Source organism: Microbispora sp. ATCC PTA-5024, assembly GCF_000511135.2.
In the GTDB taxonomy this organism is placed as follows: Bacteria; Actinomycetota; Actinomycetes; order Streptosporangiales; family Streptosporangiaceae; genus Microbispora; species Microbispora corallina.
In genome coordinates, this window is sequence record NZ_KI866522.1 from 1,587,560 (window position 1) to 1,611,684 (window position 24,125).

Annotated in this window: 20 protein-coding genes; 7 read left to right on the forward strand and 13 right to left on the reverse strand. The window is 71.9% G+C overall.

Annotated features, from left to right (window positions below; translation table 11 throughout):
• Positions 1-19 precede the first annotated feature (19 nt).
• Genes MPTA5024_RS07040 through MPTA5024_RS07060 form a run of 5 tightly spaced genes read right to left on the reverse strand, consistent with a single transcriptional unit; the run spans position 20 to position 5,549 of the window.
• Positions 20-1,054 (reverse strand): oligopeptide/dipeptide ABC transporter ATP-binding protein, encoded by a 1,035-nt coding sequence (locus MPTA5024_RS07040; protein WP_036320900.1) that lies wholly within the window; start codon positions 1,052-1,054, stop codon positions 20-22.
• Entirely contained in the window at positions 1,051-2,067 is a 1,017-nt protein-coding gene (locus MPTA5024_RS07045) for an ABC transporter ATP-binding protein (RefSeq protein ID WP_036320902.1), read from the reverse strand. Before MPTA5024_RS07045 ends, MPTA5024_RS07040 begins: the two co-directional genes overlap by 4 nt.
• Entirely contained in the window at positions 2,064-2,930 is an 867-nt protein-coding gene (locus tag MPTA5024_RS07050) for an ABC transporter permease (RefSeq protein WP_051457798.1), read from the reverse strand. Before MPTA5024_RS07050 ends, MPTA5024_RS07045 begins: the two co-directional genes overlap by 4 nt.
• On the reverse strand, positions 2,927-3,868 hold the full coding sequence (locus MPTA5024_RS07055; RefSeq protein WP_036320904.1) for an ABC transporter permease: 942 nt from the start codon (positions 3,866-3,868) through the stop codon (positions 2,927-2,929). Before MPTA5024_RS07055 ends, MPTA5024_RS07050 begins: the two co-directional genes overlap by 4 nt.
• A gap of 40 nt (positions 3,869-3,908) precedes the next feature.
• Positions 3,909-5,549, reverse strand: coding sequence for an ABC transporter substrate-binding protein (locus MPTA5024_RS07060; protein WP_036320906.1), 1,641 nt, complete (start codon positions 5,547-5,549; stop codon positions 3,909-3,911).
• Positions 5,550-5,830: 281 nt separating this feature from the next.
• Between MPTA5024_RS07060 and MPTA5024_RS40670 the strand changes: the two genes are divergently transcribed.
• The 3 genes from MPTA5024_RS40670 (at position 5,831) to MPTA5024_RS07075 (ending at position 9,989) form a co-directional block, all read left to right on the forward strand.
• Positions 5,831-7,975 (forward strand): amidase family protein, encoded by a 2,145-nt coding sequence (locus tag MPTA5024_RS40670; RefSeq protein ID WP_198166988.1) that lies wholly within the window; start codon positions 5,831-5,833, stop codon positions 7,973-7,975.
• Between the two features lie 27 nt (positions 7,976-8,002).
• Positions 8,003-9,055 carry an alcohol dehydrogenase catalytic domain-containing protein gene (locus tag MPTA5024_RS07070; protein ID WP_036320909.1) on the forward strand — a complete coding sequence of 351 codons (1,053 nt, stop codon included), beginning with the start codon at positions 8,003-8,005 and terminating at the stop codon, positions 9,053-9,055.
• Positions 9,056-9,125: 70 nt separating this feature from the next.
• Positions 9,126-9,989, forward strand: coding sequence for an AraC family transcriptional regulator (locus MPTA5024_RS07075; protein WP_036320912.1), 864 nt, complete (start codon positions 9,126-9,128; stop codon positions 9,987-9,989).
• A gap of 12 nt (positions 9,990-10,001) precedes the next feature.
• Here MPTA5024_RS07075 and MPTA5024_RS07080 read toward each other — a convergent pair whose 3' ends face one another.
• From MPTA5024_RS07080 to MPTA5024_RS07105, 6 genes are read right to left on the reverse strand one after another with little or no spacing between them, the layout of a single operon-like run.
• Positions 10,002-12,167: an alpha-galactosidase gene (locus MPTA5024_RS07080; RefSeq protein ID WP_036320913.1), complete on the reverse strand. Its 2,166-nt coding sequence runs from the start codon at positions 12,165-12,167 to the stop codon at positions 10,002-10,004.
• A gap of 5 nt (positions 12,168-12,172) precedes the next feature.
• Positions 12,173-13,030 (reverse strand): carbohydrate ABC transporter permease, encoded by an 858-nt coding sequence (locus tag MPTA5024_RS07085; protein WP_036320915.1) that lies wholly within the window; start codon positions 13,028-13,030, stop codon positions 12,173-12,175.
• A complete protein-coding gene (locus tag MPTA5024_RS07090) occupies positions 13,023-13,982 on the reverse strand; it encodes a carbohydrate ABC transporter permease (RefSeq protein WP_036320918.1) in 960 nt (319 codons plus the stop codon). Before MPTA5024_RS07090 ends, MPTA5024_RS07085 begins: the two co-directional genes overlap by 8 nt.
• Positions 13,979-15,253 (reverse strand): ABC transporter substrate-binding protein, encoded by a 1,275-nt coding sequence (locus MPTA5024_RS07095; protein WP_036320921.1) that lies wholly within the window; start codon positions 15,251-15,253, stop codon positions 13,979-13,981. The genes MPTA5024_RS07090 and MPTA5024_RS07095 overlap by 4 nt, the downstream gene beginning before the upstream one ends.
• A 50-nt stretch (positions 15,254-15,303) precedes the next feature.
• Entirely contained in the window at positions 15,304-17,787 is a 2,484-nt protein-coding gene (locus MPTA5024_RS07100; RefSeq protein WP_051457801.1) for a glycoside hydrolase family 97 catalytic domain-containing protein, read from the reverse strand.
• Positions 17,787-18,008 carry a hypothetical protein gene (locus tag MPTA5024_RS07105; protein WP_157099315.1) on the reverse strand — a complete coding sequence of 74 codons (222 nt, stop codon included), beginning with the start codon at positions 18,006-18,008 and terminating at the stop codon, positions 17,787-17,789. Before MPTA5024_RS07105 ends, MPTA5024_RS07100 begins: the two co-directional genes overlap by 1 nt.
• Positions 18,009-18,383: 375 nt before the next feature.
• On the opposite strand from MPTA5024_RS07105, the gene MPTA5024_RS07110 reads away from it, so the two are divergent.
• From MPTA5024_RS07110 to MPTA5024_RS07125, 4 genes are all read left to right on the forward strand, one after another.
• Entirely contained in the window at positions 18,384-18,809 is a 426-nt protein-coding gene (locus tag MPTA5024_RS07110) for a hypothetical protein (RefSeq protein ID WP_157099316.1), read from the forward strand.
• A 105-nt stretch (positions 18,810-18,914) separates the two neighbouring features.
• The gene (locus MPTA5024_RS07115) at positions 18,915-19,442 is read left to right on the forward strand and encodes a PadR family transcriptional regulator (RefSeq protein WP_036320926.1); all 528 of its coding nucleotides are present in this window, start codon (positions 18,915-18,917) and stop codon (positions 19,440-19,442) included.
• Positions 19,439-20,185, forward strand: a complete 747-nt coding sequence (locus MPTA5024_RS07120; RefSeq protein ID WP_198166989.1) for an ABC transporter ATP-binding protein — start codon at positions 19,439-19,441, stop codon at positions 20,183-20,185. The genes MPTA5024_RS07115 and MPTA5024_RS07120 overlap by 4 nt, the downstream gene beginning before the upstream one ends.
• A 5-nt stretch (positions 20,186-20,190) precedes the next feature.
• Positions 20,191-22,023 (forward strand): FtsX-like permease family protein, encoded by a 1,833-nt coding sequence (locus MPTA5024_RS07125; protein ID WP_036320929.1) that lies wholly within the window; start codon positions 20,191-20,193, stop codon positions 22,021-22,023.
• 201 nt (positions 22,024-22,224) lie between these two features.
• Here the strand turns inward: MPTA5024_RS07125 and MPTA5024_RS07130 are convergent, their stop codons facing one another.
• On the reverse strand, positions 22,225-22,917 hold the full coding sequence (locus tag MPTA5024_RS07130; protein WP_036320931.1) for an SDR family oxidoreductase: 693 nt from the start codon (positions 22,915-22,917) through the stop codon (positions 22,225-22,227).
• Positions 22,918-23,274: 357 nt separating this feature from the next.
• The coding region (locus MPTA5024_RS07135; protein WP_063794632.1) for an alpha/beta fold hydrolase at positions 23,275-24,125 on the reverse strand (851 nt) is incomplete at its 5' end.

Genomic DNA, 24,125 nt, shown 5'->3' on the forward strand with positions numbered 1-24,125 from the left:
CCGACGACGACTGGACCGCTCACGCGATCACCCCTTCGGTGTGCTGGGAGATGTGCACGCAGGCGGCCCGCCTGGCGGGATCGCGGGGATCGGGCAGCAGCGGCGGCTCGACCGCGCACGCGGCGACGACGGACGGGCACCGGTCGGCGAAGCGGCACGGCTGGGTCTCGTCCCGCGCCGCCGACCGGGCGACCTCCTCCCTGACGGGACCGAGGTCGCCGGTCGTCTCCGCCGTCCGCGCCGGACCACTTGCGACGGCCAAGCGGGGCACGGAGCCGATGAGCAGCCTCGTGTACGGGTGCGCCGGGTCGTCGAACAGCAATCCGGTCTCCCCGGTCTCGACGATCCGGCCCCGGTACATCACGGCGGTGCGTTCGCTGATCTGCCTCACGACCGCCATGTTGTGCGAGACGAAGATGACCGACAGGTGGAGCGTCTCCTTGAGCTCGGCCAGCAGGTTGATGATGGTGGCCTGGACCGACACGTCGAGAGCGGAGACCGGTTCGTCCGCCACGAGCACGGTCGGCTCCAGCGCCAGCGCCCGCGCGATGCCCACCCGCTGCCGCTGCCCGCCCGAGAACTGCCGCGGCCGCTGGCCCAGGGCGCTTTCCGGCAGGCCGACCAGGTGCATCAGCTCGCGGTTGCGGGCGTCCACCCGGTTGCGCGGGACGAGCTTGTGGAACCGGAGCAGCTCGGAGAGCATCTGCCCGACGGTCATCCGCGGGTTCAGCGAACTGTAGGGATCCTGGAAGACCATCTGGATCGCGCGCTGCTGCGCCCGGGTGCGCTTGCCGTCCAGGACCGCGCCCTCGTAGCGGATCGTGCCCGCCGTGGGGCGGTAGAGGCCCACGATGGTGCGCGCGAGCGTCGACTTGCCGCAGCCCGACTCGCCGACGAGCCCCAGCGTCTCCCCCTTGCGCAGCACCAGGTCCACGCCGTCGACGGCGCGGTTCACCACCGGCTTCTTCCCGAAGAGCCGGTCGGTCACCGACACAGGAGGGACGAAGTGCCGGGCCACGCCCTCCACCGAGAGGATCTCGTCACCCGAGCTCACCGCGCGCTCCCCGCTTCTTCCTCGACCATCGCGTTCCACCGATCCGCCGTGTCCACGCGCCGGCAGGCGCTGTGCCTCCCCGGCCCGGCCGGCTCCAGCGCCGGTTCCCCCTCGTGGCAGGCGTGCTCGGCGAACGGGCACCGGGGGGCGAAGGAGCAGCCGGTCACGGGCTCGGTGAGGTCGGGCGGCCGGCCGTGGATGGTCAGCAGCCTGGCCACCCGCCGGTCCGGGTCGGGGACCGACCTGAGCAGGGAGAAGGTGTACGGATGCCGGGGCTCGGTCACCAGGTCCGTCAGGTCGCCGGACTCCACGACCTTCCCCGCGTACATCACGTACAGCCGGGAGCAGGTCTGGCTGACCACGGCCAGGTCGTGGCTGACCAGCAGCAGCCCGACGTGCTCCTCCTGCCTGAGCTGCCGGAGGACGCCGAGGACCTGGGCCTGGATCGTCACGTCCAGGGCCGTGGTCGGCTCGTCGGCGAGGATGAGCCGGGGCTTGGTGGACAACGCGATCGCGATGCAGACGCGCTGGCGCATCCCGCCGGACAGCTGGTGCGGATACAGCTCGTACCGGCGCTCGGGATCGGCGATGCCGACCTCTCTCATGAGGTCGACGGCGATCGCCCTGGCCTCGGCGCGCGACTTGCCGAGTTTGCGCGACGGCGCCTCGGCGATCTGGTCGCCCACCCGCATGACCGGGTTCAGCGCGGTCAGCGAGTCCTGGAAGATCATGCTCATCGTGTCGGTCAGCCTGCGCCGCAGGCGTTTGGGCGGCAGCCCGGTCACGTCCTCGCCGTCGATGAGGACGGTCCCCGAGACGATCCGCGCCGGGCGGGGCAGAAGTCCGAGCAGCGCGCGCAGCGTCAGGCTCTTGCCCGAGCCCGACTCGCCGACCAGCCCGACCGGCTCCGCGGCGCCCACGGTGAGGGACACCCCGCGGACCGCGTGCAGCCGTGCGTGCGGCATGGGGATGTCGACGTGCAGGTCGCGCACCTCGAGCAGCGGAGGGGTCATTGGTTCGCCTTCTCCACGATGCCGTCCGCGATCAGGGCCAGTGCGAGGCCGGTGACGACGACGGCCAGGCCCGGGATCGCGGAGATGTACCACTTGGTCAAGAGGAACTGCTGACCTTCCTGGATCATGGTTCCCCAGTCGGGGGTCGGCGGGGGCACGCCGAGGCCGAGGAAGCCGAGTGTCACGATCGCCAGCAGGGTGAGCACGATGTCGCTCATCGAGAAGACGATCGCCTGCAGGACGACGTTCGGCAGGAGGTGCCGCAGCAGGATCCGCCACGTCGGCAGGCCGCTGGCCCGGGCGGCCATGGCGTACTCCTGCTCCTTGGCGACCAGCACCTGTCCGCGCACGATGCGGCAGTACGCCACCCACCCGACGAGGGTGACCGCGACGTAGATGCTGGTCGTCCCCGGCCCCATCGCGAAGACGAGGGCGATGACCAGCACCAGGAAGGGGAACGCGATCACCATGTCCACGATGCGCCCGATGACCGCGTCCACCCATCCGCCGAACCACCCGGCGACCAGCCCGACCAGGCTGCCGATGATCAGCGGCGAGATGACCGCCACCACCCCGACCCGCAGGTCGACGCGGGCGCCGTAGAGCAGCCGGGCCAGCACGTCGCGGCCGAGCGCGTCGGTGCCGAGCAGGTGGCCCTTCGATCCGGGATCGAGGAAGGCGTCCTGGAGGTTCTGCTTCAGCGGGTCCTGGCTGGTCAGCAGGGGCGCGCAGAGTGCGAGGACGACGATGAGGCCGAACAGCGCGAGCCCGGCGACGAGCGGCGCGTTCCACCGCCCGCGGCGCCGGCGGCGTCCGCCGGGAGCCGCGGGCACGGCGGGGCCGGCGGCGGCGACCGCGCTCATGTGAGCTGGACCCGGGGATCGAGTGCCGCGTGCGTCACGTCGGTCAACAGGTTCACGACCACGACCATGATCGCGAATGCCAGAGTGATTCCCTGCACGGTGGGGAAGTCCCTTCCGAGGATGGAATTGATCATCTGCTGTCCGATGCCGGGGAGGGAGAAGACCCGTTCGACCACGAGCGTCGATCCCGTCAGATAGGCGATGTTGACGCCCAGGACGGTGACGGACGAGACGGCGGCGTTGCGCAGGGCGTGGCCGAGCACCACCCGTGCGGTGCCGATCCCCTTGCTGCGCGCCGTGACGATGTAGTCACTGCTCAGCACCTCGATCATGCTCGCCCGCAGGCTGCGGATGACGATCGGCGCGAGGGACAGGGCGACCGTGACGCCCGGCAGCACGATGCCTCGCACGTGGTCGGCCAGGCTGAGACCGTAGCCCGCGACCGGGAACCAGCCCAGCTTCAGCCCGAAGACCAGGATGAGCACGATGCCCAGCAGGAACGCCGGCAGCCCCAGTCCCACGACGGGCACCGCACGGATGACGTTGTCGGCGAGCCCGTTGCGCCGCGCCGCCGCCAGGACGGCCAGCGGCACGGCGATCAGCACGGTGAACAGGGTGCCCGAGACGAGCAGCCAGATGGTCACCGGCAGGCTGGTCGTGATCAGGTCCATCACCGAGCTGCTGTACACGTAGGAGAACCCGAGGTCGCCCCGCAGCAGGTGGCCGAGGAACGTCAGGTATTGGCTCAGCAGCGGCTTGTCCAGCCCCATCTGATCCCGCAGTTCCTTGACCGCCTGCGGGGTGGCGTGCACCCCGAGCAGGGTCGACGCCGGGTCTCCCGGGATCAGCCGGATCAGGAAGAACACGATGAACGAGATCCCGATCAGCACCGGGATCAACGACACCAGCCGTTTCAAGATGAAAACGAGATACCTCATCGTCGCTCTCGCTCCACGTAATCGATCCGCGCCGGCCTGCTCAGAGCGAGACGTCTTCCATGTGGTAGGAGCCGGTGGGCAGGACCTTGAACCCCTGCACGGTGGCCGCGCTCGCGTACGGGAACGGCGTGTAGAACAGGAACACCAGGAACGCCGACTCGGCGGCCTTCGCCTGGAGCTCGGTGTACAGCGCCTGACGCTTGGCCGAGTCGAACTCCTTCTGCGCCTTGTGCACCAGGTCGATGAGGGCCGGATCGTTCATGCCGGTGTCGAAGGAGTGCCCGCCGGTCGTGGGGTCGAGCGCGAACTGCGCCAGCTCGTCGGGGTCGGCCAGGTCCATGGTCCAGTACGAGTGCGCGATCTCGTAGTCCAGCTTGCCCGTCAGGTCGTGCTGCGCGCTCGGGTCCACGTTCTGGATGTTCATGGTGATGCCGAGCTCCTTCAGCGACGCCTGCAGGACCTGCGCGATCGCCGCGTCCACCGCGTCGCCGGACATTGCCATCCACGTGGTGGTGAAGCCGTTCGGCACGCTCGACTGAGCCAGCTCCGCCTTGGCCTTGGCCATGTCGTACTGCAGGCCCGGCGTGTTCTTGTCGTAGAACGGCGTCGACGGCATCAGGAAGGAGTTGGCCGGGGTGCCGTTGCCGAACAGGATGCTCTTGACCAGCGCCTCCCGGTCGACGGCGTAGGAGATGGCCCGGCGCACGTGCACGTCGTCGAACGGCTTCTTGGTCTGGTTCATCATGATGTAGTCGGTCTTCGTGGACGGGAAGAGGTCGACCCTCACGTTGGGCGTGCTCTTGAGCTGGGCCAGGCTGGAGAACGGCGGGCTCTCGTTGATGTGCGCCTGCCCGCCCTGCAGCTGGATCGCGCGGGCGTTGCTGTCCGCGACCACCTTCCAGGTGACCGAGTCCAGGTACGGCTTGCCGGACTGCCAGTAGGCCGGGTTCTTCTTCAGCGTGAGGGCGTTGCCCTTCTGCCAGGTGCCCCACACGAACGGGCCGGTCCCGATGGGGGCGGCGTAGAAGTCGTCCCGGCTCTTGCCCGCGTAGTCCTTGGGGATGATCCCGTTGTTCGGGCAGCTCAGGTCAGCCAGCAACGGCGCCCACGGGTACTTGGTGGTGATGACGACGGTGTGCTCGTCCGGCGTCGTCACCTCCTTGATCGCGGAGTTGATGAACTCCCAGCCGCCCTTGGTCTTGCTCGACTCGTCGATGGAGAACTTGACGTCCGCCGACGTCATCGCCTGGCCGTTGTGGAACTTCACGTCCTTCCTGAGCTTCAGCGTGCACGACAGGTTGTCGGGCGACATCTCGTAGCTCTCCGCGAGCCAGGGCCGCACCCCCAGGCCGTCCTCCGTCATCGCCACCAGCGGCTCGTAGATCTGGGCGTAGGTCCAGATGGAGGCGTTGCTGAACACCGTCGTCTTGTCCATGTTCACGGCGTCGTGGTCACGGACGATGACCAGGTCACCCCCCTTCTTGGCGGCGCCGCCGGTGGCGGTGCCCGTGGAGGTGTCCGAGGTCGATCCGCATGCGGCCAGCAGCGGCGCGGACGCGAACGCCCCGATGCCGAGGGCGCCGAGCTGGAGCATCCGGCGCCGGCTGAAGTCGGGGACCCTGAGGCCGGCGAGGATCTGCGAGGCCGATGGGGCCGAAGCGTCAGTGCTGTGGTCAGACATGCCTATCCTTCACGGGATTTCGCGGTGGTGCGCTGGGGGTCACGGGGGGGGACGAAAGGGGGCGGTCAACGGCCTGCAGGGTCCGGCGAAGGCTCTACCGGTCCGGCAACGACGCAGGCGAGAATCACGACGTTTCGTAAAGGTTACGCGTCGATCAGCTGTCATACGTAAGGTTGCTGTCCCGAGTTCACCAGCAGATGCAGACTAGAGCATTCAAATCGGTTCAGGTAGTGTCCGACGGCAAAGCCACCCAATCGATCCCAAACCAGGCGGCCTCCCCCATGCAATTGACGATCATCGGCGCCGGCGCCATCGGCGGCACGATCGGCGCCCACATGATCCGCGCCGGCCACGACGTACTCCTCTGCGACGCCGACTCCGCGCACGTCGACGCCATCAACCGCCACGGCCTGTCCATCGAGGGCCCCGTCGAGAACTTCACGGTGCGGGCACGCGCGGTCACCCCCCGGGATCTGCCGGAGCGCCTGCAGCACGCCGCGATCGCGGTGAAGAGCCATCACACCGACGCGGCCGCGGAGCTCGTGCGCGATCGGCTGGCGCCCGACGGCTACCTGGTCAGCTTCCAGAACGGCCTGACCGCCGACCGGCTTGCCGCCGCGGTGGGCGCGCATCGGCTCCTCGTGAGCTTCGTGAACTTCGGGGCGGACGTGCTGGCGCCCGGCCGGATCATGCAGGGCAACGTCGGCACGTTCCGGGTCGGTGAGCCGGCCGGCGGCGAGATCACGCCGCGGGTCCGCGAGCTCGTCGCGGCCCTGCCGTACGCGGAGGCCACCGGCAACATCATGGGCTTCCTCTGGGGCAAGGAGGCCTACGGCGCCATGCTCTACGCCGGCGCCGTCTCCGACCTGTCCATCGCCGACTCGCTCGAGGCGCCCGAGTGGCGCCCGCTCATGCTCGCCATCGCCAGGGAGGTGCTCGCGCAGGCGCCGGTGAAGCCCGAGGCGTTCGACGGGTTCGACCCGGACGACCTGGAGGGCTCGCTCGACCGGCTCGTCACGTTCAACCGCAACAGCGCCAAGTCCCACAGCGGCATCTACCGCGACCTGATGGTGCGAAGGCGCAAGACCGAGGTCGACGACCTGCTGCACGACCTGGCCGGGCCGCTGACGACCTACACCGGTGAGCTCATCAAGGCCATCGAGCGGGGCGAGCGCACCTGCGAGGTCGCGAACCTGCGGCTGCTCGCGGCGTACGAACGGGCCGAACGCCTCGGCCGGCCGCTCGACGCCGTGGTCACGCTGTTCCCCGCGCCGCCACGCGCGCCCGAAGGTCCCCTGCACGGTGTGCCGGTCGCGGTCAAGGACATGATCGACATCGCCGGGCACCCGCGCGGCAACGGCAACCCCTGGTCGATGCGCGCGGAGCCGGCCGCCGCCGACGCCCCGGTCGTCCAGGCGCTGCGCGCGGCCGGCGCCGACGTCTTCGCGGCCACCTCGCTGCTGGAGTACGCGGCGGGCGCGGTTCACCCCGAGGTACGGGAGGCGATGAACCCCTACGACCCGCGGCGAACGGCCGGAGGGTCGAGCGGAGGGTCGGCCGCACTGGTGGGGGCCGGTGTCTGCCCGGTGGCGCTGGGCACCGACACGGGCGGCTCCATCCGGCTCCCGGCCCACTACTGCGCAACGGTCGGCTTCAAGCCGAGCCACGGCGCGCTGCCCCTCGACGGGGTCGAGCCGCTCGCCCCCACCCTCGACCACGTCGGGCTGCTCGCCTCAGACGTCGCGACCGCGACCACGGTCTTCTCCGCCCTGACCGGCGCCCGGCCCGTGACACGGGCCGGCGCCGGGATCCGGGTGGGCGTGCTCCCCGGCCAGGTGGACCGCGTGGAGGTCCAGCCGGACGTCGCCGCGGCGGTCAGACAGGCCGTGGACACCCTCCGCCGGGCCGGCTGCGCGGTCGTCGAGGTGGACGGCGCGGTCTTCGACGAGCTCGACGCGGCGTTCCCCCACATCCTGCTGTACGAGGCGTGGCAGGCGCACGGCGCACGAGTGGGCGCGGACCCCGGTCACTACGGGCCGGAGACCCTGCGGCTGCTGCGCTCGGGGTCCGAGGTCGGCGAGGCCGACTATCGGAAGGCCCTCGCGCTCCGGGAGCGGCTGCTGCCCGCCGCGGCCGAGGTCTACACGGGGATCGACGTCCTGCTGACCCCGGCCGCGCCCTTCGTCGCGCCGGCCACGACTCCTCCGGTGGACACGCCGGAGGGGGCCGCGGAGGGCATGTTCACCGGCGTGTACAACCTCACCGGAGCCCCGGCGCTGGTGCTGCCCTGCGGCTGGAGCGCCGACGGGCTCCCGATCGGGCTCCAGCTGTCGTCCCCGCCGGGCACCGACATGGACCTGCTGGCCGTCGCCGCCCACGTCGAGGCCGCACTCGCGGCCGACGTCCGCCGGCCCGCCTCCGTCTGATCCACCACCCGAGGAAGGGAATCCCCCGTGCGCGCCGCCCTGTACCTGTCCGCCGGCACCGTCGTCGTCGAGGACGTGCCCGATCCCGTGGTGTCCGAGCCGACCGACGCCGTGGTGCGTGTCGTGCGCGCCGCCGTCTGCGGTTCGGACCTGTGGTCCTACCGGGGCGTCATCACGCGGGCGGAGCGGTCCCGGCTGGGCCACGAGTTCATCGGCGTCGTGGAGGAGGTGGGGGCCGAGGTCCGCACCGTCCGCCCGGGCGACCTGGTCATCGCGCCGTTCACGTGGTCGGACAACACCTGTCCCCACTGCCGTGACGGGCTCCAGAGCTCGTGTGAGAGAGGCGGCACCTTCGGCGCCCCGGGCGCGGACGGCGGCCAGGGCCAGGCGGTGCGCGTTCCGTGGGCCGACGGAACACTGGTGACGGTGCCCGGCGGCCCCGCGGGCGTCGACGCGTCCCTGTACCCCGCGCTTCTGGCCGCCTCGGACGTGATGGGCACCGGCCTGCACGGGGCCGTCATGGCGGACGTCACCGAGGGGTCGGCCGTGGCCGTGATCGGGGACGGAGCCGTCGGGCTGTGCGCGGTGCTGGCGGCCGTCACGATCCTCGGGGCCGAACGGGTCTTCCTGATGAGCCGCCATGCGGACCGGACCGCCGTCGGCAAGGCGTTCGGGGCGACCGACGTCATCGCCGAGCGGGGCGAGGAGGGCATCGCGGCCGTGCGCGAGCAGACCGGCGGGCTCGGGGTCCGGCACGTGGTCGAGGCGGTCGGCACGCCGGAGTCCTGGGCCATGGCGGTCGGCATGGCCCGCGACGGGGGTTCCATCGGCGCGGTCGGCGTGCCGCACACGGCGCCGACCCTGCCGCTGTTCCAGCCGCTCATCCACAATCTGCGCCTGAACCTGGGGATCGCCCCCGTCCGGCGATACCTCCCCGACCTGGTCGCGCGCATCACGGCCGGGACGCTCGATCCCGGCCCGGTGTTCGACACCGTGGTGCCGCTGGAGGACGTGGCGCGAGGGTACGCGGCGATGGCGTCCCGTGAGTCGATCAAGATCATGCTCACTCCCGGCGGCTGATCCTCGGCGTCCTCGCGCGCTCAGGCGTCGGCGCATGGACGATCCGATGATCAGTCGCCATACTTGGCCCATGCCGATGCAGGAAGGGTTCCGCGACCAGCGGCTGACCGTCGTCCCGCGCCGCGTGCTCACGGAGGCGCAGGCGCGCCCGGTGACCAGGCGCCTGCTCGTCACCGACTGCGGCTACTACCCGGCCGCCGCAGATCACCTGATGAGCAGGCCCGACGGCACTGGAGAGACGATCGTCATCGTGTGCGCGTCCGGCACGGGGTGGGCGGACGTCGAGGGCGTCCGGCACTATGTGGGGCCGAGCGCGGCCCTGGTGATACCGCGCGGCGCCGCACACTCCTACGGCGCGTCCGCCGACGCGCCCTGGACGATCTGGTGGTGCCACCTGCGCGGCGGCGACGTGCCCGAGCTGGTCGAGGAGATCGGGGTGAGCGCCGCGCGGCCGGTGATCCCCATCCGCCGGCTCGACCGCGCCATCGCGCTGCTCGACGAGATCGTCACCATCCTCGAACGCGACCACTCGCCGGCGAGCCTGATGGGGGCGGCGGGCGCGGCGTGGAAACTCCTCACGCAGATCGTGGTCGACCGCGCCATGCCCGCGCCCGGCGACCCGCTGCAGCGCGCGATGGCCTACCTCGCCGAGCGGCTCGACAGCAACGTGCGGGTCGCCGACCTCGCGGCGCTGGTCGGCGTCTCACCGTCCCACCTGACCGCGCTGTTCCGCCGCGCGACCGGCGGCGGGGTGCTCGCGCACCACACGGCCCTGCGGATGGCGCAGGCGCGCAACCTGCTGGACACCACCGACGCGACCGTCGCCGGCATCGCCCGCGAGGTCGGCTACACCGACCCGTTCTACTTCTCCCGCCACTTCAAACGACTGCACGAGGCGAGCCCCACCGAGTACCGCAACCGCGCCAAGGGATGACCTCCCGGCCGGTCAGGACGCCGGTCGGCTGACGGCACGCAGCAGCACCGAGCGGTCCACGTCCAGCGAGGGCGCCTCGACGCCGACCAGCCGCAGCACCCGCCCGGGCAGGGTCACCCCGTCGCGCTGCCACGGCGGGAGAACCGCCCCTGCCGGGGGCGGCGACCCCGGGTACACGGCCCGGACGGAGTACAGGCGATCGTCGTCGAGCCCCGGCAGCCGGACGCGTCCGGGCGGCCAGGTCGACGGCCGCTCGGTCACGCTGAACGCGTAGAGCGCCTCGCTCCTGTCGGCCGCGACGACCCCTTCAAGGCGCAGGGCCGGATCGGGGAGATCGGCGTGCACCACCTCGCCCGAGTGCAGCAGGGTCCGGTGCTCCTTGTGGAACGCCACCCACCGTCCGAGCGCCGCGCGGGTCTCGTCGTCGACGCCGAGCAGGTTGACCTCGACCCCGAGGTGTCCCCACAGCGCCTTCTCCGCCCGGTAGTCGAGCGGGTGGACGCGGTGCGTGGTGTGCGACTCCCCCGCGCCGATGTGCGTGCCCTGCATCTCGGGCGGCACCAGCAGGCCCGTCCAGCGCTGGATCTCCAGCCGCTCGTGGGGGTCGTTGCAGTCGCTCGGCCAGACGCGGTCGGCGAACTCCAGCACGCCGAGGTCGACCCGCCCGCCCCCGCTGGCGCACGACTCGATCTCCAGCCCGGGATGGGCGGCCTTGAGCTCCGCCATCAGCCGGTAGGCCTGCTCGACCTGGCGGCGCACTCCCGGGCGCCCGTCGGGCCCGTGCCCGGCGTCGAGCAGGTACCGGTTGTGGTCCCACTTGATGTAGGCGATGCCGAGCGACTCCACCAGGCCGCTCATCCGCTCGAAGAGGCAGGCGTACGCCTCGGGATGGCCCAGGTCGAGCACGTGCTGGTGGCGGGACGGGAGCCCCGGCCCGTGCCCCGCGTCGAAGATCCACTCGGGGTGGGCGCGGGCCAGCTCGGAGTCGAGGTTGACCATCTCCGGCTCGAACCAGAGCCCGAAGTCCATGCCGAGCTCGCGGACGCGCGCGGCCAGCGGCTCCAGGCCTTCCGGCCAGACGGCGGGGTCCACGCTCCAGTCGCCGAGCGAGGTGGTGTCGTCGCGCCTGCCGAGGAACCAGCCGTCGTCCAGCACGAACCGCTCGGCGCCGATCTCCGCCCCGCGTTCGGCGAGCGCGGTCAGGGTGGCGAGGTCGTGCCGGAAGTAGACCGCCTCCCAGGTGTTCAGCACGACCGGGCGCGGCGAGCGGGGGTGGCCCGGCCGTGCCCGCAGGTGCCGGTGGAAGCGCGCGGCGAGGGCGTCCAGCCCGGTGCCCCACGACCCGTACTGCCACGGGCTCCGGTACGACTCGCCCTGCCCGAGCACGACCTCGTCGGCGAGCAGCAGCTCCCCGGCCGCGAGGTGGCGGGTGTCCGCCGGGGTCCGCTCGGCGGCGAGCACCTGGTTGCCGCTCCAGGCCAGGTGCGTCCCCCACACCGTCCCGTGGCGGAAGCCGAAGCCCTCCTCGCCGGCGACGAGCAGCAGGGTGTGTTCGAGACCGGGCTTGCCGCCGCGGGAGGCCCGCACCCATTCGCCCACGTGGAACGGGCGCCGCTGCGGCACGCGTTCGAGCGACCAGCGGCCCGTCAGGTCGAGGACCTCCGAGGCGCTCGGCGGCACGGGAAGGGCGAGCTCCAGGCCCTGGACGCGGTAGGGCGTCGCGGCCTCGTTGGTGACGCGGGCCCGCTGGCGGACCAGGCCGCCGGCGGCGAGCACCTGGATCTCGACCTCGACGGTCAGGCCGTACTCCGGGTCGTGCGCCGTGCTGCGCAGGACAGGCCCGCCGTCCGCGCCGGGGTCGAGGTCGAAGGTGGCCTCCCGGAACTTCGGCGCCCAGCGGCGGCCCTCGGCGTCACCGGTGAGGCCGGGCCGTCCGAGCCATCCCTCGGCCAGCTGCGGGAGCACCGGGACGGGCTGGGGATAGGTGACGGCGCTGTCGCCGATGGCCGGGAGCGCGGCCCGGTGCAGGCCGGCCAGGGCGTCCTCGTCCAGGGCGCCGAGGTCCTGCCCCCAGTGCAGGATGCGGGGCAGGCGGCCGCCGTCGACGGCGACGACGACACTCGTGCCGCCCGCGCGCAGGTGGACCGGGGCGGGCCGGGGGTCGTGGCCTGTGGTCATCTGTGTCATCCCTTGAGTCCGCTGCTCGCGATGCCCGCGAAGAACTGCCGTTGCATCACCAGGAAGACGATCACGAGCGGGATCGAGCACACGAACGCGCCCGCCATGAGCGTCGGGTAGTCGGTGCCGAACTGTCCCTGCAGCCCCGCGAGGCCCACCGGCAGCGGCCGGTTCTCCCCCGAGGGGGAGACGATGAGCGGCCAGAGCAGGTCGTTCCACGAGTACAGCCCGGTCAGCACGGCGAGCGCGGCGAGCGTGGGCCTGGCCATCGGCAGCATGACATACCAGAACACCTGCACGGTGTTGGCGCCGTCGAGCCGCGCCGCCTCCTCGTAGTCCTTGGGCATCGTCAGGAAGGCCTGGCGCATCAGGAACGTGCCGAACGCCGAGAACATCCCGGGGATGGCCAGCGCCGGCAGGGTGTCCAGCAGCGCGAGGCCCTTCATCAGGTCGTACTGGCCGATGAGGAAGAGCTGGCTCGGCACCATCAGCATGCCGATGAACAGGCCGAACAGCGCGGTGCGGCCGCGGAAGGGGATGCGGGCGAAGGCGTACCCGGCGAGCGCGGCGACCGCGAGCTGCCCGGCGACCCGCAGCACCAGCGCGCCGGCCGAGACCGCGAACATCGACCAGAACGGCACGGTCGAGAAGAACGTCGCGAACGCCCGCGTGCTGAAGGCCTCCGGCAGGACCGTCGGCGGGATCCTGGTCGCCTCGGCGGTCGTCTTGAACATGGTGAGGATCTGCCAGGCGAACGGCACCACCATGATGACGGCCGCGGCGCTCAGCACCACGTGGATCGGCCAGGTGCGGGGCGCCGCCCCGCGCCGCCTCCGGGCCCGTCCCCGTACGAGCTCAGCCATAGAACACCCACGATCGCTGGAGCCGGAACTGCAGGGCGGTGGCGATCATGATCACGAGGAGGAGCACGATCGCGATCGCGGCGCCGTATCCCTGGTGGAACTGGACGAACGCCTTCTCGTAGAAGAGGTAGACGATGGTCTTGGAATCGGCCAGGGCGGTGTTGTTCACGCCGCGCAGCATGACGAAGATCAGGTCGAACATCTGCAGGGCGGCGATCACGCTGAGGATCGTCACGAAGAAGATGCTCGGCGTCAGCAGCGGCACGGTGATGTGGACGAACTGCCTGATCCGCCCGGCGCCGTCCAGGGACGAGGCCTCGTAGAGGGCCTTCGGGATGGCCTGCAGGCCGGCGCCCAGGATGATCATGTTGATGCCCAGGCTCATCCAGATGCCGACGACGCCGAACGCGTAGACCGTGAACCGCGCGTCGGCCACCCAGAACTGCGCGGGGACGCCGAACCACGACAGCACCGTGTTCAGCAGCCCGAAGTCGCCGTTGTAGATGAACCGCCACACCATGCCGATCGCGACCGGCAGGGTGACCACCGGCAGGAAGAACAGCACCCGGTAGACCGCGCGCCCCCGGCCGACCTGCTCCACCAGCGCGGCCAGCACCACGGCGACGGGGATGCCGAGCAGGATGATCACCGTGTAGAGGGCGGAGTTGCGGAACGCCTTCCAGAACTCCTCGTCGCTCAGCAGCTCCCGGTAGTTGTCCAGGCCCACGAACGTGGCGGGCCCGAACGCGGGGACGTCCTGGAAGCTCTTGACGAAGGTGGACAGGAACGGCCACAGGTACAGGGCGGCCAGGCCGAGCACGGCGGGGGCGACGAACACGAGCGCCCACCGGCCCCCGGGCTCGCCGACGCCCGCCCGGCGGCCGCCGGGGTCGGTCACGCCTGTGCGGCGGCCGGCCGGCCGCCGCACGGGCTTGCTCGTCACGGACGTCATTGCTTCGCGAGCACCTTGTCCACGGCGTCCTGGTACTCCTTCGCCGCCTGCTCCACCGGCTTCTCGCCGTTCCAGGCGGGAGTGAGGTACTGCGCGGCCAGGCCCTGCCACTCGGCGGCGTTCCCGGCGACGGGCAGGGGCACGCTGTAGTCGATGGCGTCGATGAACACCTTCAGATTGAACTCGGGCATCGCGTCGAGCCACGGCTGCTGCGTCCCCTTGTACGCCGGGAGCACCGTGCCGGTGGCCGCCTGGATCTCAGCGGCCTTGGTCCCGCCGAGGAAGGCGAGGAACTTCTTCAGCTCCTCGGGGTGCTTGCTGCCGGCGTACCCGGCGTTGCCGATGCCGCTGGTGACGGTGGCCCGCTTGACGCCCTGCGGCAGGGGCGCGACGTCCACCTTGCCCTTGAGGTCGGCGTTGTTGTGGAAGCGGAACGCCCAGTACGCGCCGGACAGGTACATGGCGACCTTCTGGTTCTCGAACATCGAGACGGCCTCGGTGTCCGAGAGCTGCTTCAGCGTCGGCGAGTCGCCCGCGGCCTGCAGGTCGGTCCAGAACTTCAGGCCCGCGACGCCGGCCGGGCTCGCGAAGTCGGAGGCGGTGCCCTCGGGGTTGATGATCTGAGCGCCGGCCTGCAGCATCGTGTTGTAGAAGCCGCCCTGCGCGTCGATCGGCGCGGCGATCCCCCACACGCCCTTGGCCTTGTCGGTCAGCTTCTTGGCCGCGTCCTGGACGTTCTGCCAGGTCCACGTGTCGTCCGGGTAGGGGACCTTGGCGGCGTCGAACAGCGCCTTGTTGTACCAGATGCCGTTGGTGTCGAAGTCCTTGGGCAGCGCGAAGATCTTGCCCTCGTAGGTGTAGGAGTCGGAGACGGCCTTGGGGTAGACGCTCATGTCGATGCCCGCGGACTTCACCGTGTCCGACAGGTCGAGGAGCTGGCCGCCCTTGGCGTACTCGCGGAAGTGGTCGGCGAGCATCCAGAACGCGTCGGGCGCGGTGCCGCCCGCGGCGCCGACCTGGAGGGTCGACCAGTATTCCGGCCACGGCAACGTCTGGATCTTGACGTCGATGTTCGGGTTGGCCTTCTCGAACTCCGTGGCGATCTGCTCCATCGCCGGAGACTGGTCCTCGCTCCAGTTGGCGTAGGTGAGCGTGACCTTCTCCTCCGGCGCGGCCCCGGATCCGCCGGATCCGCCGGACCCGCCCGAGCAGCCGGTGATGAGCGCCGCCGCCGCGGCCAGCGCGGCGGCGGCCGTCCACTTGCGTTTCATGGTGTTCCTTCAATCGTGCTGTCCGCCGGCCCGCGCGGGCCGGCGGGGTGTTACCGGCTGGTGGGTGTGACGTGGACGGTGGTGTCGACCCAGTCGACGTGCACACCGGTGTCGTCGGGGGTGGCCGCCTCGCCGCGCAGGCACAGGGTGCGCACGCCGCGGACGTCCACGCTGAAGGGGGTGACCGGCTCGCCCGCGCGTACGACGGCGGTGAACATCTCCCGGTCGTCGGCCAGCACGGCGACCTTCGCGGCGCCGGCCGACTCGTCGTCCACGCCGACGGCGCCCGTGAACGTGTCCGCGTGCCCGCCGAGGTGGAAGCGCGCCTCCGAGTACGGCGCCGTGCCCAGGCCGCGCTCGAACCCGCGGCCGGCCACCCGCATGGGACGGCCGTCGCCCGGGTTGCCTCCCCCGTTGGACATGTCGCGCTCGACGGGCCCGTCGGCGTTGACGAACGCGATCATCGGCAGGTCCGCGAGCGCGTACTCCCCTGCGGTCAGCGGGCGTACGACGCGCGCGTGCGCGACGATCGGCACGCCGTCGTCGCCGTCCCGCTCCACCGTGACCACGCCGAGGCGCCCGGGCGCCAGGGAGACGGCGGGACGGATCGTCCAGCCCGTCTCGCCGTCGCGGTGCGCCGACCAGCCCGCGGGAAGGCGCAGCCGGGCGTCGGCGTCGGTCGTCAGCGACGCGGTCCCGTCGGCTCCCACCTCGGCGACCGGCGGACGCACGACGGGCGCGGGGAGGACCGGCCGGGGCGCGGCCCGGAACAGGTCGGCGCCGGCGGGCGCGACGACGGCGACGAAGCCGCCGTCGCGGGCGACTTTGACCTCCACTCCGTCGCCCGCGGTCGTCGTGGTCTCCGCGAGCCCGGTCGCCGCGCCCTCGACGGCGGCGGTCGAGGCGTCGCCGACGATCCACACCTGGGCGTCCGGCCCCACCCCGAGCGCGCCGAGCGGCACGTGGATCGCCCGCGCCTCGCCGGTGGCGACGCAGCCCACGAACCAGCGGTCGCCGGAGCGGCGGGCGACGACGGCGTGGCTGTCGGGGTCACCCCCGAGCAGCGCCGTCTCCTCCCAGAACGGGGCCAGTTCGGCCAGGAACCGGGCCGCGAGCGGGCGGCCCGCGTAGGCGTCGACGTGGTCGGCGAAGTGCGTGATGCCGCATTCGAACGCCACCGAGAGCCCGAGCTCGTGGCCGTCGCTGGTCGTGCGGCCCGCGGCGCCGAAGGCGACCGGCGTGGCGTCGGCCGCCCCGACGACGTTGCGGGTGAACGGCTGGATGACGTTGTGCGCGGCCGTGAGCGCCTGGTTCTCGAAGAAGACGTAGTACTCGGCGCCGCGGACCGCCTCGTACCCGACGACCTGGGGCCAGGTGCGGGCCCAGCCGCGCGGGATGACCGAGCCGTGGAAGTTCACCATGAGGCCGAGCCGCGCGGTCTCGGTGAGGATCGTGTCGTACCAGCGGTAGCGGTCCTTCGACTCCGACTCCATGAAGTCGACCTTGATCCCGGCGACTCCCCACGACCGCCACAGCGCGAGCCTGCGCAGGTCCTCGGGGCTGTTGAGCTCGCGCCAGATGGTCCACAGGTGCACCTGGACGCCGCGGCGGCTCGCGTACGCGACGATCTCGGGCACCCAGGTCTCCTCCCATCCGCAGTCGATGAGCAGGTGCTCCCAGCCGAGGGCGGCGGCGACGTCGACGAAGTGCTTCTGCTTGTCGAGCTGCGCGCCGGAGTAGAAGTCCGACCACCACGACCAGGCCGCGCGCCCCGGCCGGACCCACGCCGCCTCCTCCAGCTCGGGAGAGGCGGGCGGCGCCAGCTCGTCGACGAGCAGCGAGGCCACCAGCTCGGGCGGCGTCCCGACGAGGACGACCCGCCACGGGCTGACCGGGCCGCGGGTGACCTCCACGGCCTCGTCGGCGAGCGTGAACCGCAGCGTCCGCCCGCCGTCCGGCTCCGGCTCCCCGGCCCGGACGTGCGCGCCGGCGAACCGGCCGTCGATCCCCGACTCGGTGATCAGGACGTGCAGGTCGCCGTCGAGCCGGGCGAGGAACGGCAGCCCGTACGCGCCGCCCGCCAGCTCGGCCGTGTCGGCCCCGTAGCGGGGCGTCTCGTACCAGGTCTGGTAGTCGAGCACCCAGCTCCGCGACCCGGCGGGCAGGGTGACGGCGGTGCGGTCGGCGGTGACGCGGGCGGTGCCGTCCAGGGCGGGCATCGCGTAGCGGACCGCGACGCCGTCGCGGGCGACCCGCAGGACGACCTGCCATTCGACGCCGGACTCGCGGAGGGTGTGCACGACCTCGCGGTGCTCGTACCGGTGCTCGCCCACGGCCTTGCCGGAGCGGGCGCGGAACCGGTCGCGCACGGTGCGCTCGGCGACGTGCACGAGCTCGGCCGCGGTGCCGAGCTCCACGCCGTCGACAGTGAACCCGAGCGGCACTCCGTCCAGGACGCGCTCGCCGTCGCGGCTGACGTACAGGCGCACGCCGGTGTCCGTCACGCCGACGCTCGCCGCCAGGCCTTCGCTCATCAGATCCTCCACGCGGTGTACGCCTGGACCGGCGCGTTTTGCGAGATCATCGCGGGTGTGCAGTCCATGCCGCCGAGCATGTTACGGACGAACGGGCCGGAGCCAGCGCCGCGGGTGACCGGCGCGGGGGCGGGGACGGCCGGGAGAAGGGGCAGGAGCGTCGCCGCGGGGGCGACGGCGGCGATCAGGGCGGGGGATCGCCGCCTGGAACGTTGCGGCATCTGGCCTCCGATCGGCACAGGACTGGACTTCACTAGGACACAACCGCTCAGGTTAGGCAACTATGAGCCCAGCTCGGAGGCGATAGGAATGGTGGAACCGGCGAACCACCTGGACGATCCGACTATCGTCGGGTCGTGCGCGGGGGCAAGGCAGGCGCCGGCCCTGGCGACGGCGCACGCGGCCGGGTAGCCACGCCGGACCGCGTGCGGGCCGCCGTTCCGGGGTCGGGCGATGCGCGGGGCGGCCGCACCCGCGAGGCACATCGGCACAGTCAGGCGGGGGAACCGGTCGGCGTGGATCACCTGGCGGTGGCCTGCGGACCGGCCATGAGGATGCACTGAAAATCGATTGTTCGTGATCGTATGCTGTCGTCCATGCGATGGTGGAAGCTCCCGCTTTCAGGCGCGCCGTACCGTCACACGCTCTTTCTTCTGCTCTCTCTCCCGCTCGCGGTCTGGTCGCTGTTCGACCACGGCACCGCACAGCGCAGGGCAGCGGCCCTCCTGCTCGCGCAGCCCACCCCGTTCTCGCGGGTACGCGGGCTTGCCGCCGTGCCGCTGGACGCGGTGTCGTTGATCGTGGTGGGGTACTGCTGGCTCGGCGTGATAGTCAACATCGTGTACCCGATCCGGCCGCTGTTCGGTATGAGCGGGGAGTACCGCGATTCGTGGGGCGGGCCCACGCTGGCCGGCGCCTGGGCCGTGCACGCGCTCGCCGGCGTCGCTTTCTGGCTGATCATCCCCTGGCTGCTGCGCGGGTACGTGGCACTGTGGCGCCGAATGGCCGGCGCCGGCAACTGATCCCTTTCGGGCTGCGCGCGGGCGTGGGAACGCCGCGGCGGCCCAGGCTTGACAGCGAGGGGCTAACCGTTAGACGTTGTGGGCTAACGGTTAGAGGGGGCCTCGATGCAGCAGGAAGTGGTGCTGGCGATGCTGGCCAAGGAGCCCTCGCACGGCTACCAGCTGCGTGCGCGGCTGCGTGACGCGCTCGGCCCCCTCGGCGACGCCATGAACGCCGGGCAGGTCTACGTCACGCTGGCCCGGCTGGAGAGGGCCGGCCTGCTGGCGGTCGAGAGGTCCGAGGACGGCGCCGACCGGTCGGATCGCAAGGTGTACGCGCTCACCCCGAAGGGCCAGCGGCGCGTCGCCGAGTGGATCGCCGAGGTGGCTTGGCCGAGACCCGACCTCGCGGAGTTCCATCTCAAGCTGATCGCGGCCGCCGCCGCCGGGCTGGCCGACCCGCTCACCATCGTCGACACCCAGCGCCGCGAGCTGCTGCGCCGGCTGCGTGACGCCCAGCGCGCCGCCATGGCCGAGCCGGACCACTCGGACGCGGCGCTGTTGCTGGAGGGCATCGTGCTCCGGCTTCAGGCGGACCTGCGCTGGCTCGAGGCATGTGAGAAGAACTGGACCCCCCCAAGGAGTGGATCGTGAGCAACGCCGCCGAGACGTCCGTGCTGCGCGCCCGCGGGTTGCGGAAGGAGTACGGCAGGGGGGAGGGACTGGTGCGCGCCGTCGACGGGGTCGATCTCGACGTCGGCCCGGGAGAGTCGGTGGCGGTGATGGGGCCCAGCGGCTGCGGGAAGTCCACGCTGCTGCACCTGCTCGGGGGGCTCGACCGGCCATCCGGTGGGGAGGTGGTGCTGAACGGCCGCCGCATCGACGACATCGGCGAGAAGGCCCTGGCCCGGATGCGGCGCACCGCCGTCGGCTTCGTCTTCCAGGCCTTCCACCTCATGGAGGAGCTCACCGCCCTCGAGAACGTCGAGTTGTCGGCGCTGCTGGCCGGACGCTCGCCGTGGGCCGCCAGACGGCGTGCGGAGGAGCTGCTCGACCAGGTCGGGCTCGCCGACCGGGCGCATTTCCTGCCCTCCGCGCTGTCCGGCGGCCAGCGGCAGCGGGTGGCGGTCGCCCGGGCGTTGAGCAACGAACCGCTGGTCGTCCTCGCCGACGAGCCGACCGGCAATCTGGACAGCGCCGCCACCCTTGACGTCCTGCACCTCTTCGAGAGCCTGCACGAGTCCGGTCAGACGCTGGTCATCGTCACCCACGACACGCGGATCGCGGCCACGGCGGACCGGCTGATCTCGATGCGCGACGGCGCGTTCGTGGACGAGACCAGGCTGACCGGTGGCACCACCGGCCACCTCGGCGCCCTCGCCGGTCTGGAGGACTGAGAGCGATGGGCCGAGTCCTGCTCGTGGGCCGCCTCGCCGTACGCGACCTGCTGCGGCGCCGCACCGAGACCGCGCTCCTGCTGCTCGCCGTCATGGCGGCGACCACGACGTTGACGCTCGGGCTCGTTGTGCGCGACGCGGCCGGCGACCCGTACGTCAGCACCCGGGAGGCGACCAGCGGACCCGACGTGGTCGCCGGCGTCGGCCGGCTCGCCCAGCTTCCCGGTCTCGAGGACTTGGCCCGCGGTGACGGCGTCGCCGGCCACAGCGGCCCGTACCCGGTCGCGCCGGCGAAGCTCCAGGTCTCCGGCCGGGTGTCGGACGTGCAGGCCGTGGGGCGCGACGCCGCGCCCGCGTCGGTCGATCAGCCCGAGGTGCTGCAGGGCGGATGGGTCGGCGATGGCGGCGTGGTGGTCGAAGCCGCCTTCGCCACGGCACTCGGCGTACGCGTCGGAGACCCCGTCACCTTGGACGGCCGGTCGTTCCGGGTCGTCGGCGTCGCGGTCAGCGCCGCCATGCCGCCCTACCCGGGATCGTCCTGCCTGGTCGCCGTGGGGTGCATGAGCGGCGCGGTCTCCGGCGACACGGCCGCCGGACTGCCTCCGGGGCTGCTGCACAATCCCGGACTGGTCTGGCTCACCCAGGCGGATGTGCGGAGGCTCACTCCCGATCCCGGCTCCCTGTCCTACGTGATGAACCTGAAGCTGACCCACCCGGACGAGGCCCGGGCGTTCGTCGGCGCGAACCCTCCGGCCGGCCGGGACGCTCCACGCCTGACGGCCTGGCAGGACATCCTCGACGACGCCACCGAGGTGGCCGGAGACTCGCAGATCCTGCTGCTGATCGGAGCGTGGCTGCTCGGTCTGCTCGCCGTGGCCACTCTCTCCGTGCTGGTGGGCGGCCGCATGGCCGATCAGACCAGACGCGTCGGACTGCTCAAGGCGGTCGGCGGCACACCGGGCCTGGTCGCCGCGGTGCTGCTCGCGGAGTACGTCCTCGTGGCCGTCGTCGCGGCCGCGGCCGGGCTGGCGGTCGGGTCGCTGACCGCCCCGTTGCTCACCGAGTCCAGTGCGGGCCTCGTCGGGGGCGCGGGCACGCCGTCGATGACCGTCTCCACGGCCGGTGTGGTGACGGCCGTCGCGCTCGCGGTCGCGGTGGCCGCGACCGTTGTCCCGGCCGTGCGCGCCGCCCGCTCCAGCACCGTCACGGCGCTGGCCGACGCGCCGCGCCCGCCCCGCCGCGTCGGCTGGCTGATCGCGATCTCGGCGCGACTGCCCGTCCCGCTGCTTCTCGCCCTGCGGGTCGCCGCCCGCCGCCCGCGACGGGTGGTGCTGGCTGTGGCCGGTGTCGCCATCACGGTCAGCGGGATCTACGTCGTCCTGGTGCTCAACGCCTTCCTTTCCACCCAGCCACTCGCCGGCGGATACGACGCCGCCCAGGTGGAACTGCTGCGCCAGGTGCTCCTCGTCTGGATGGTCATACTGCTCTGCCTGGCGGCGGTCAACGCCGTCGTCATCACCTGGGCGACGGTGCTCGACAACCGGCGTTCGTCGGCGCTGGCGCGCGCCCTCGGCGCGACCCCTGGCGAGGTGAGCGTGGCGCTGGCGGCCGCGCAGGTGCTCCCCGCGCTCGCCGGCGCCGTCCTGGGCGCCTTCCCCGGGGGCTTCGCCCTGTTCGCCGCCCTGAACGCGATCACCGGCGGCGACGGCGGCAGGGCGACCCTTCCCTCGCTCTGGCAACTGCTCACCGTGGTGCTGGCGACCGTGCTCGTGGTGGCGGCGCTCACCGCCGTTCCCGCCCGCCTCGCCGGCCGCCGTCCCGTGACGGAGGCTCTCTGAGCGGGTGGCGGGAGCGCCGCCGCCGGTACGGGCGATCGTCAGGCACGCCGGCGGCCGATCTTCGGCCGCACCCACTCGGCGTACTTCCGGATCGCTTCGAGGTAGTCCACACCGCCGGGTTCGACGCCGAACCGGTGCCGGTTTGGACAGGAGCGGCCTGACGGCCGCCGGCCGTGGTGGGCCGGCGGCCGGACCGGTCGCTCAGCCGGCGGGCGTGTACAGCCGGGCGACTCCCCCGGCCAGGTTCGCCTGGACCTGCCGTGCGTCCTCGTCGGCGAGGATCTCGACCGCGCCCTCCTCGAGCGCGTCGAGCGACAGCGCGGCGACCACCGCGGGGTCGTTCTTGGGCGCGTCGACGAAGGCGACCATGTCGGTGTCGAGGTATCCGACGTGCAACGCGGCGACGGTGGTGCCCTGGGCCGCGAGCTCCAGCCGCAGGGCGTTCGTGAGCGACCACTGCGCCGACTTGGCCGCGGCGTAGCCGCTGTAGCCCGGGTAGGTCACCCACGACAGCACCGACAGCACGTTGAGGATCGTGCCGCCGCCGGCCAGCTGCGGGGCGAACGCACGGCTCACCGCGAGCGTGCCGAAATAGTGGGTCTCCATCTCCAGGCGGATGTCCTCCAGGGAACCGTCGGACACCGACGCCCCCGTGTAGGAACCCGCGTTGTTGATCAGCAACGACACGCCCGACGTCCTCTCCGCCGCGGCGGTCACCGACGCGGGGTCCGTGACGTCGATCGCGACCGGGATCACCCCGGGCACGTCGAGCGACGCGACGTTGCGGACGCCGCCGTACACGGTGGCGCCCCGGGCCACGAGCTGCTCGGCGAAACGCCGGCCCAGCCCGCGGTTGGCGCCGGTGACGAAGGCCGTGCTTCCGGCGATTTTCATTGGCTCTCCTTGGCTGTGGGGCGGCGTCGGGCCTCGACGAGCCGGCCGTGGTCGCCCTTGTGACTGCGGACGCCTTCGGCGGCCGTCACCGGAACGACGCGGAGCGCACAGCGATTTGGACCGCTTTGCGTGACGGCCGGCGACGCCCACGGCCGGGTGTCCTACCTGTAGCCGTAGGACTTCCAGGTGGTCAGCACCCGCGTGCCGTCGGCGGGCCGGCCGTTCTCGAAGCAGTCAGATCGGTCTCGTAAGCGCGGGTCTGCTGCCCGGCGGGTGTCACCACCAGGTGGGTCTGCACGCCCGCCTCGCGGGCCGGCTGCACCACCTTGATCCCGTAGGCGATTCCGGTCGCCCCGCTCAGAGTCCCAGAAGGATCTCCGCCAGCGCTTCCGGTCGGGAGGCGAAGGGAGAGTGGCTGCTGGGGAGCGTTCGCACATCGGTGGGGTTGTGGGGGACGTGCGCGTCGGCCTCGTCGATGAAGCGCCGCTGGGCGTCCGGCGGGAGGGCCTGGTCCTCCGTGCACATGACGTACGTACGCGGGATCCGGCCCCATCCGCCCGGTGTGACGGTCACCGGTTCGGCGAGCGGGCCGACGGGGGTGTCGGGGGTGAGAAGGTGCGCGATGGCCTCCCAGTCGTGGTCGTCCACGTCGGCGGCGAAGGTCTCCTTGAGACGGGCGCGGTAGGCCGGGTCGCCGGATCGGAAGTCCATGCGCAGCGCGCCGGTGGCGGCCGGGTCGGCGAGGAGGACAGAGGGGATCAGGCCGGTGGAGTACTCCGGCTCGTTCATATAGTCGCTGAACGACGTGCCGTCGGCGATCATCCAGGCGGAGAGGTAGACCAGGCGGTCGATGAGCTCGGGGACCGCTTCGCCGACCTGGTTCAGCACGATCCCGGCCATGCTGTGCCCGAGGAGGACGAGCCGGCGGTGGGGCATCCGTACAGCGAGCCGCCGAAGCATGCCGATGACCTGGTCGCTGTAGTCCCGCAGGCTCAGGTGCGCGATGGGAGAAGGCTCGGTCGCGAACTCCTGCAGGTTGAGCGGTCGTGTGGTGTACGAGCGGGGGAAGCCCGCCCCCAGCCCGTGCCCGGGTAAGTCCTGTGCGACGACCTGGTGGCCCTCCTGGACGAGGAGCGATGCCAGGCGTCCGAACGCCCAGGCGCCGTGCGCGCCCCCGTGGACGAGCACGAAAATCGTGGCGTCCGGGC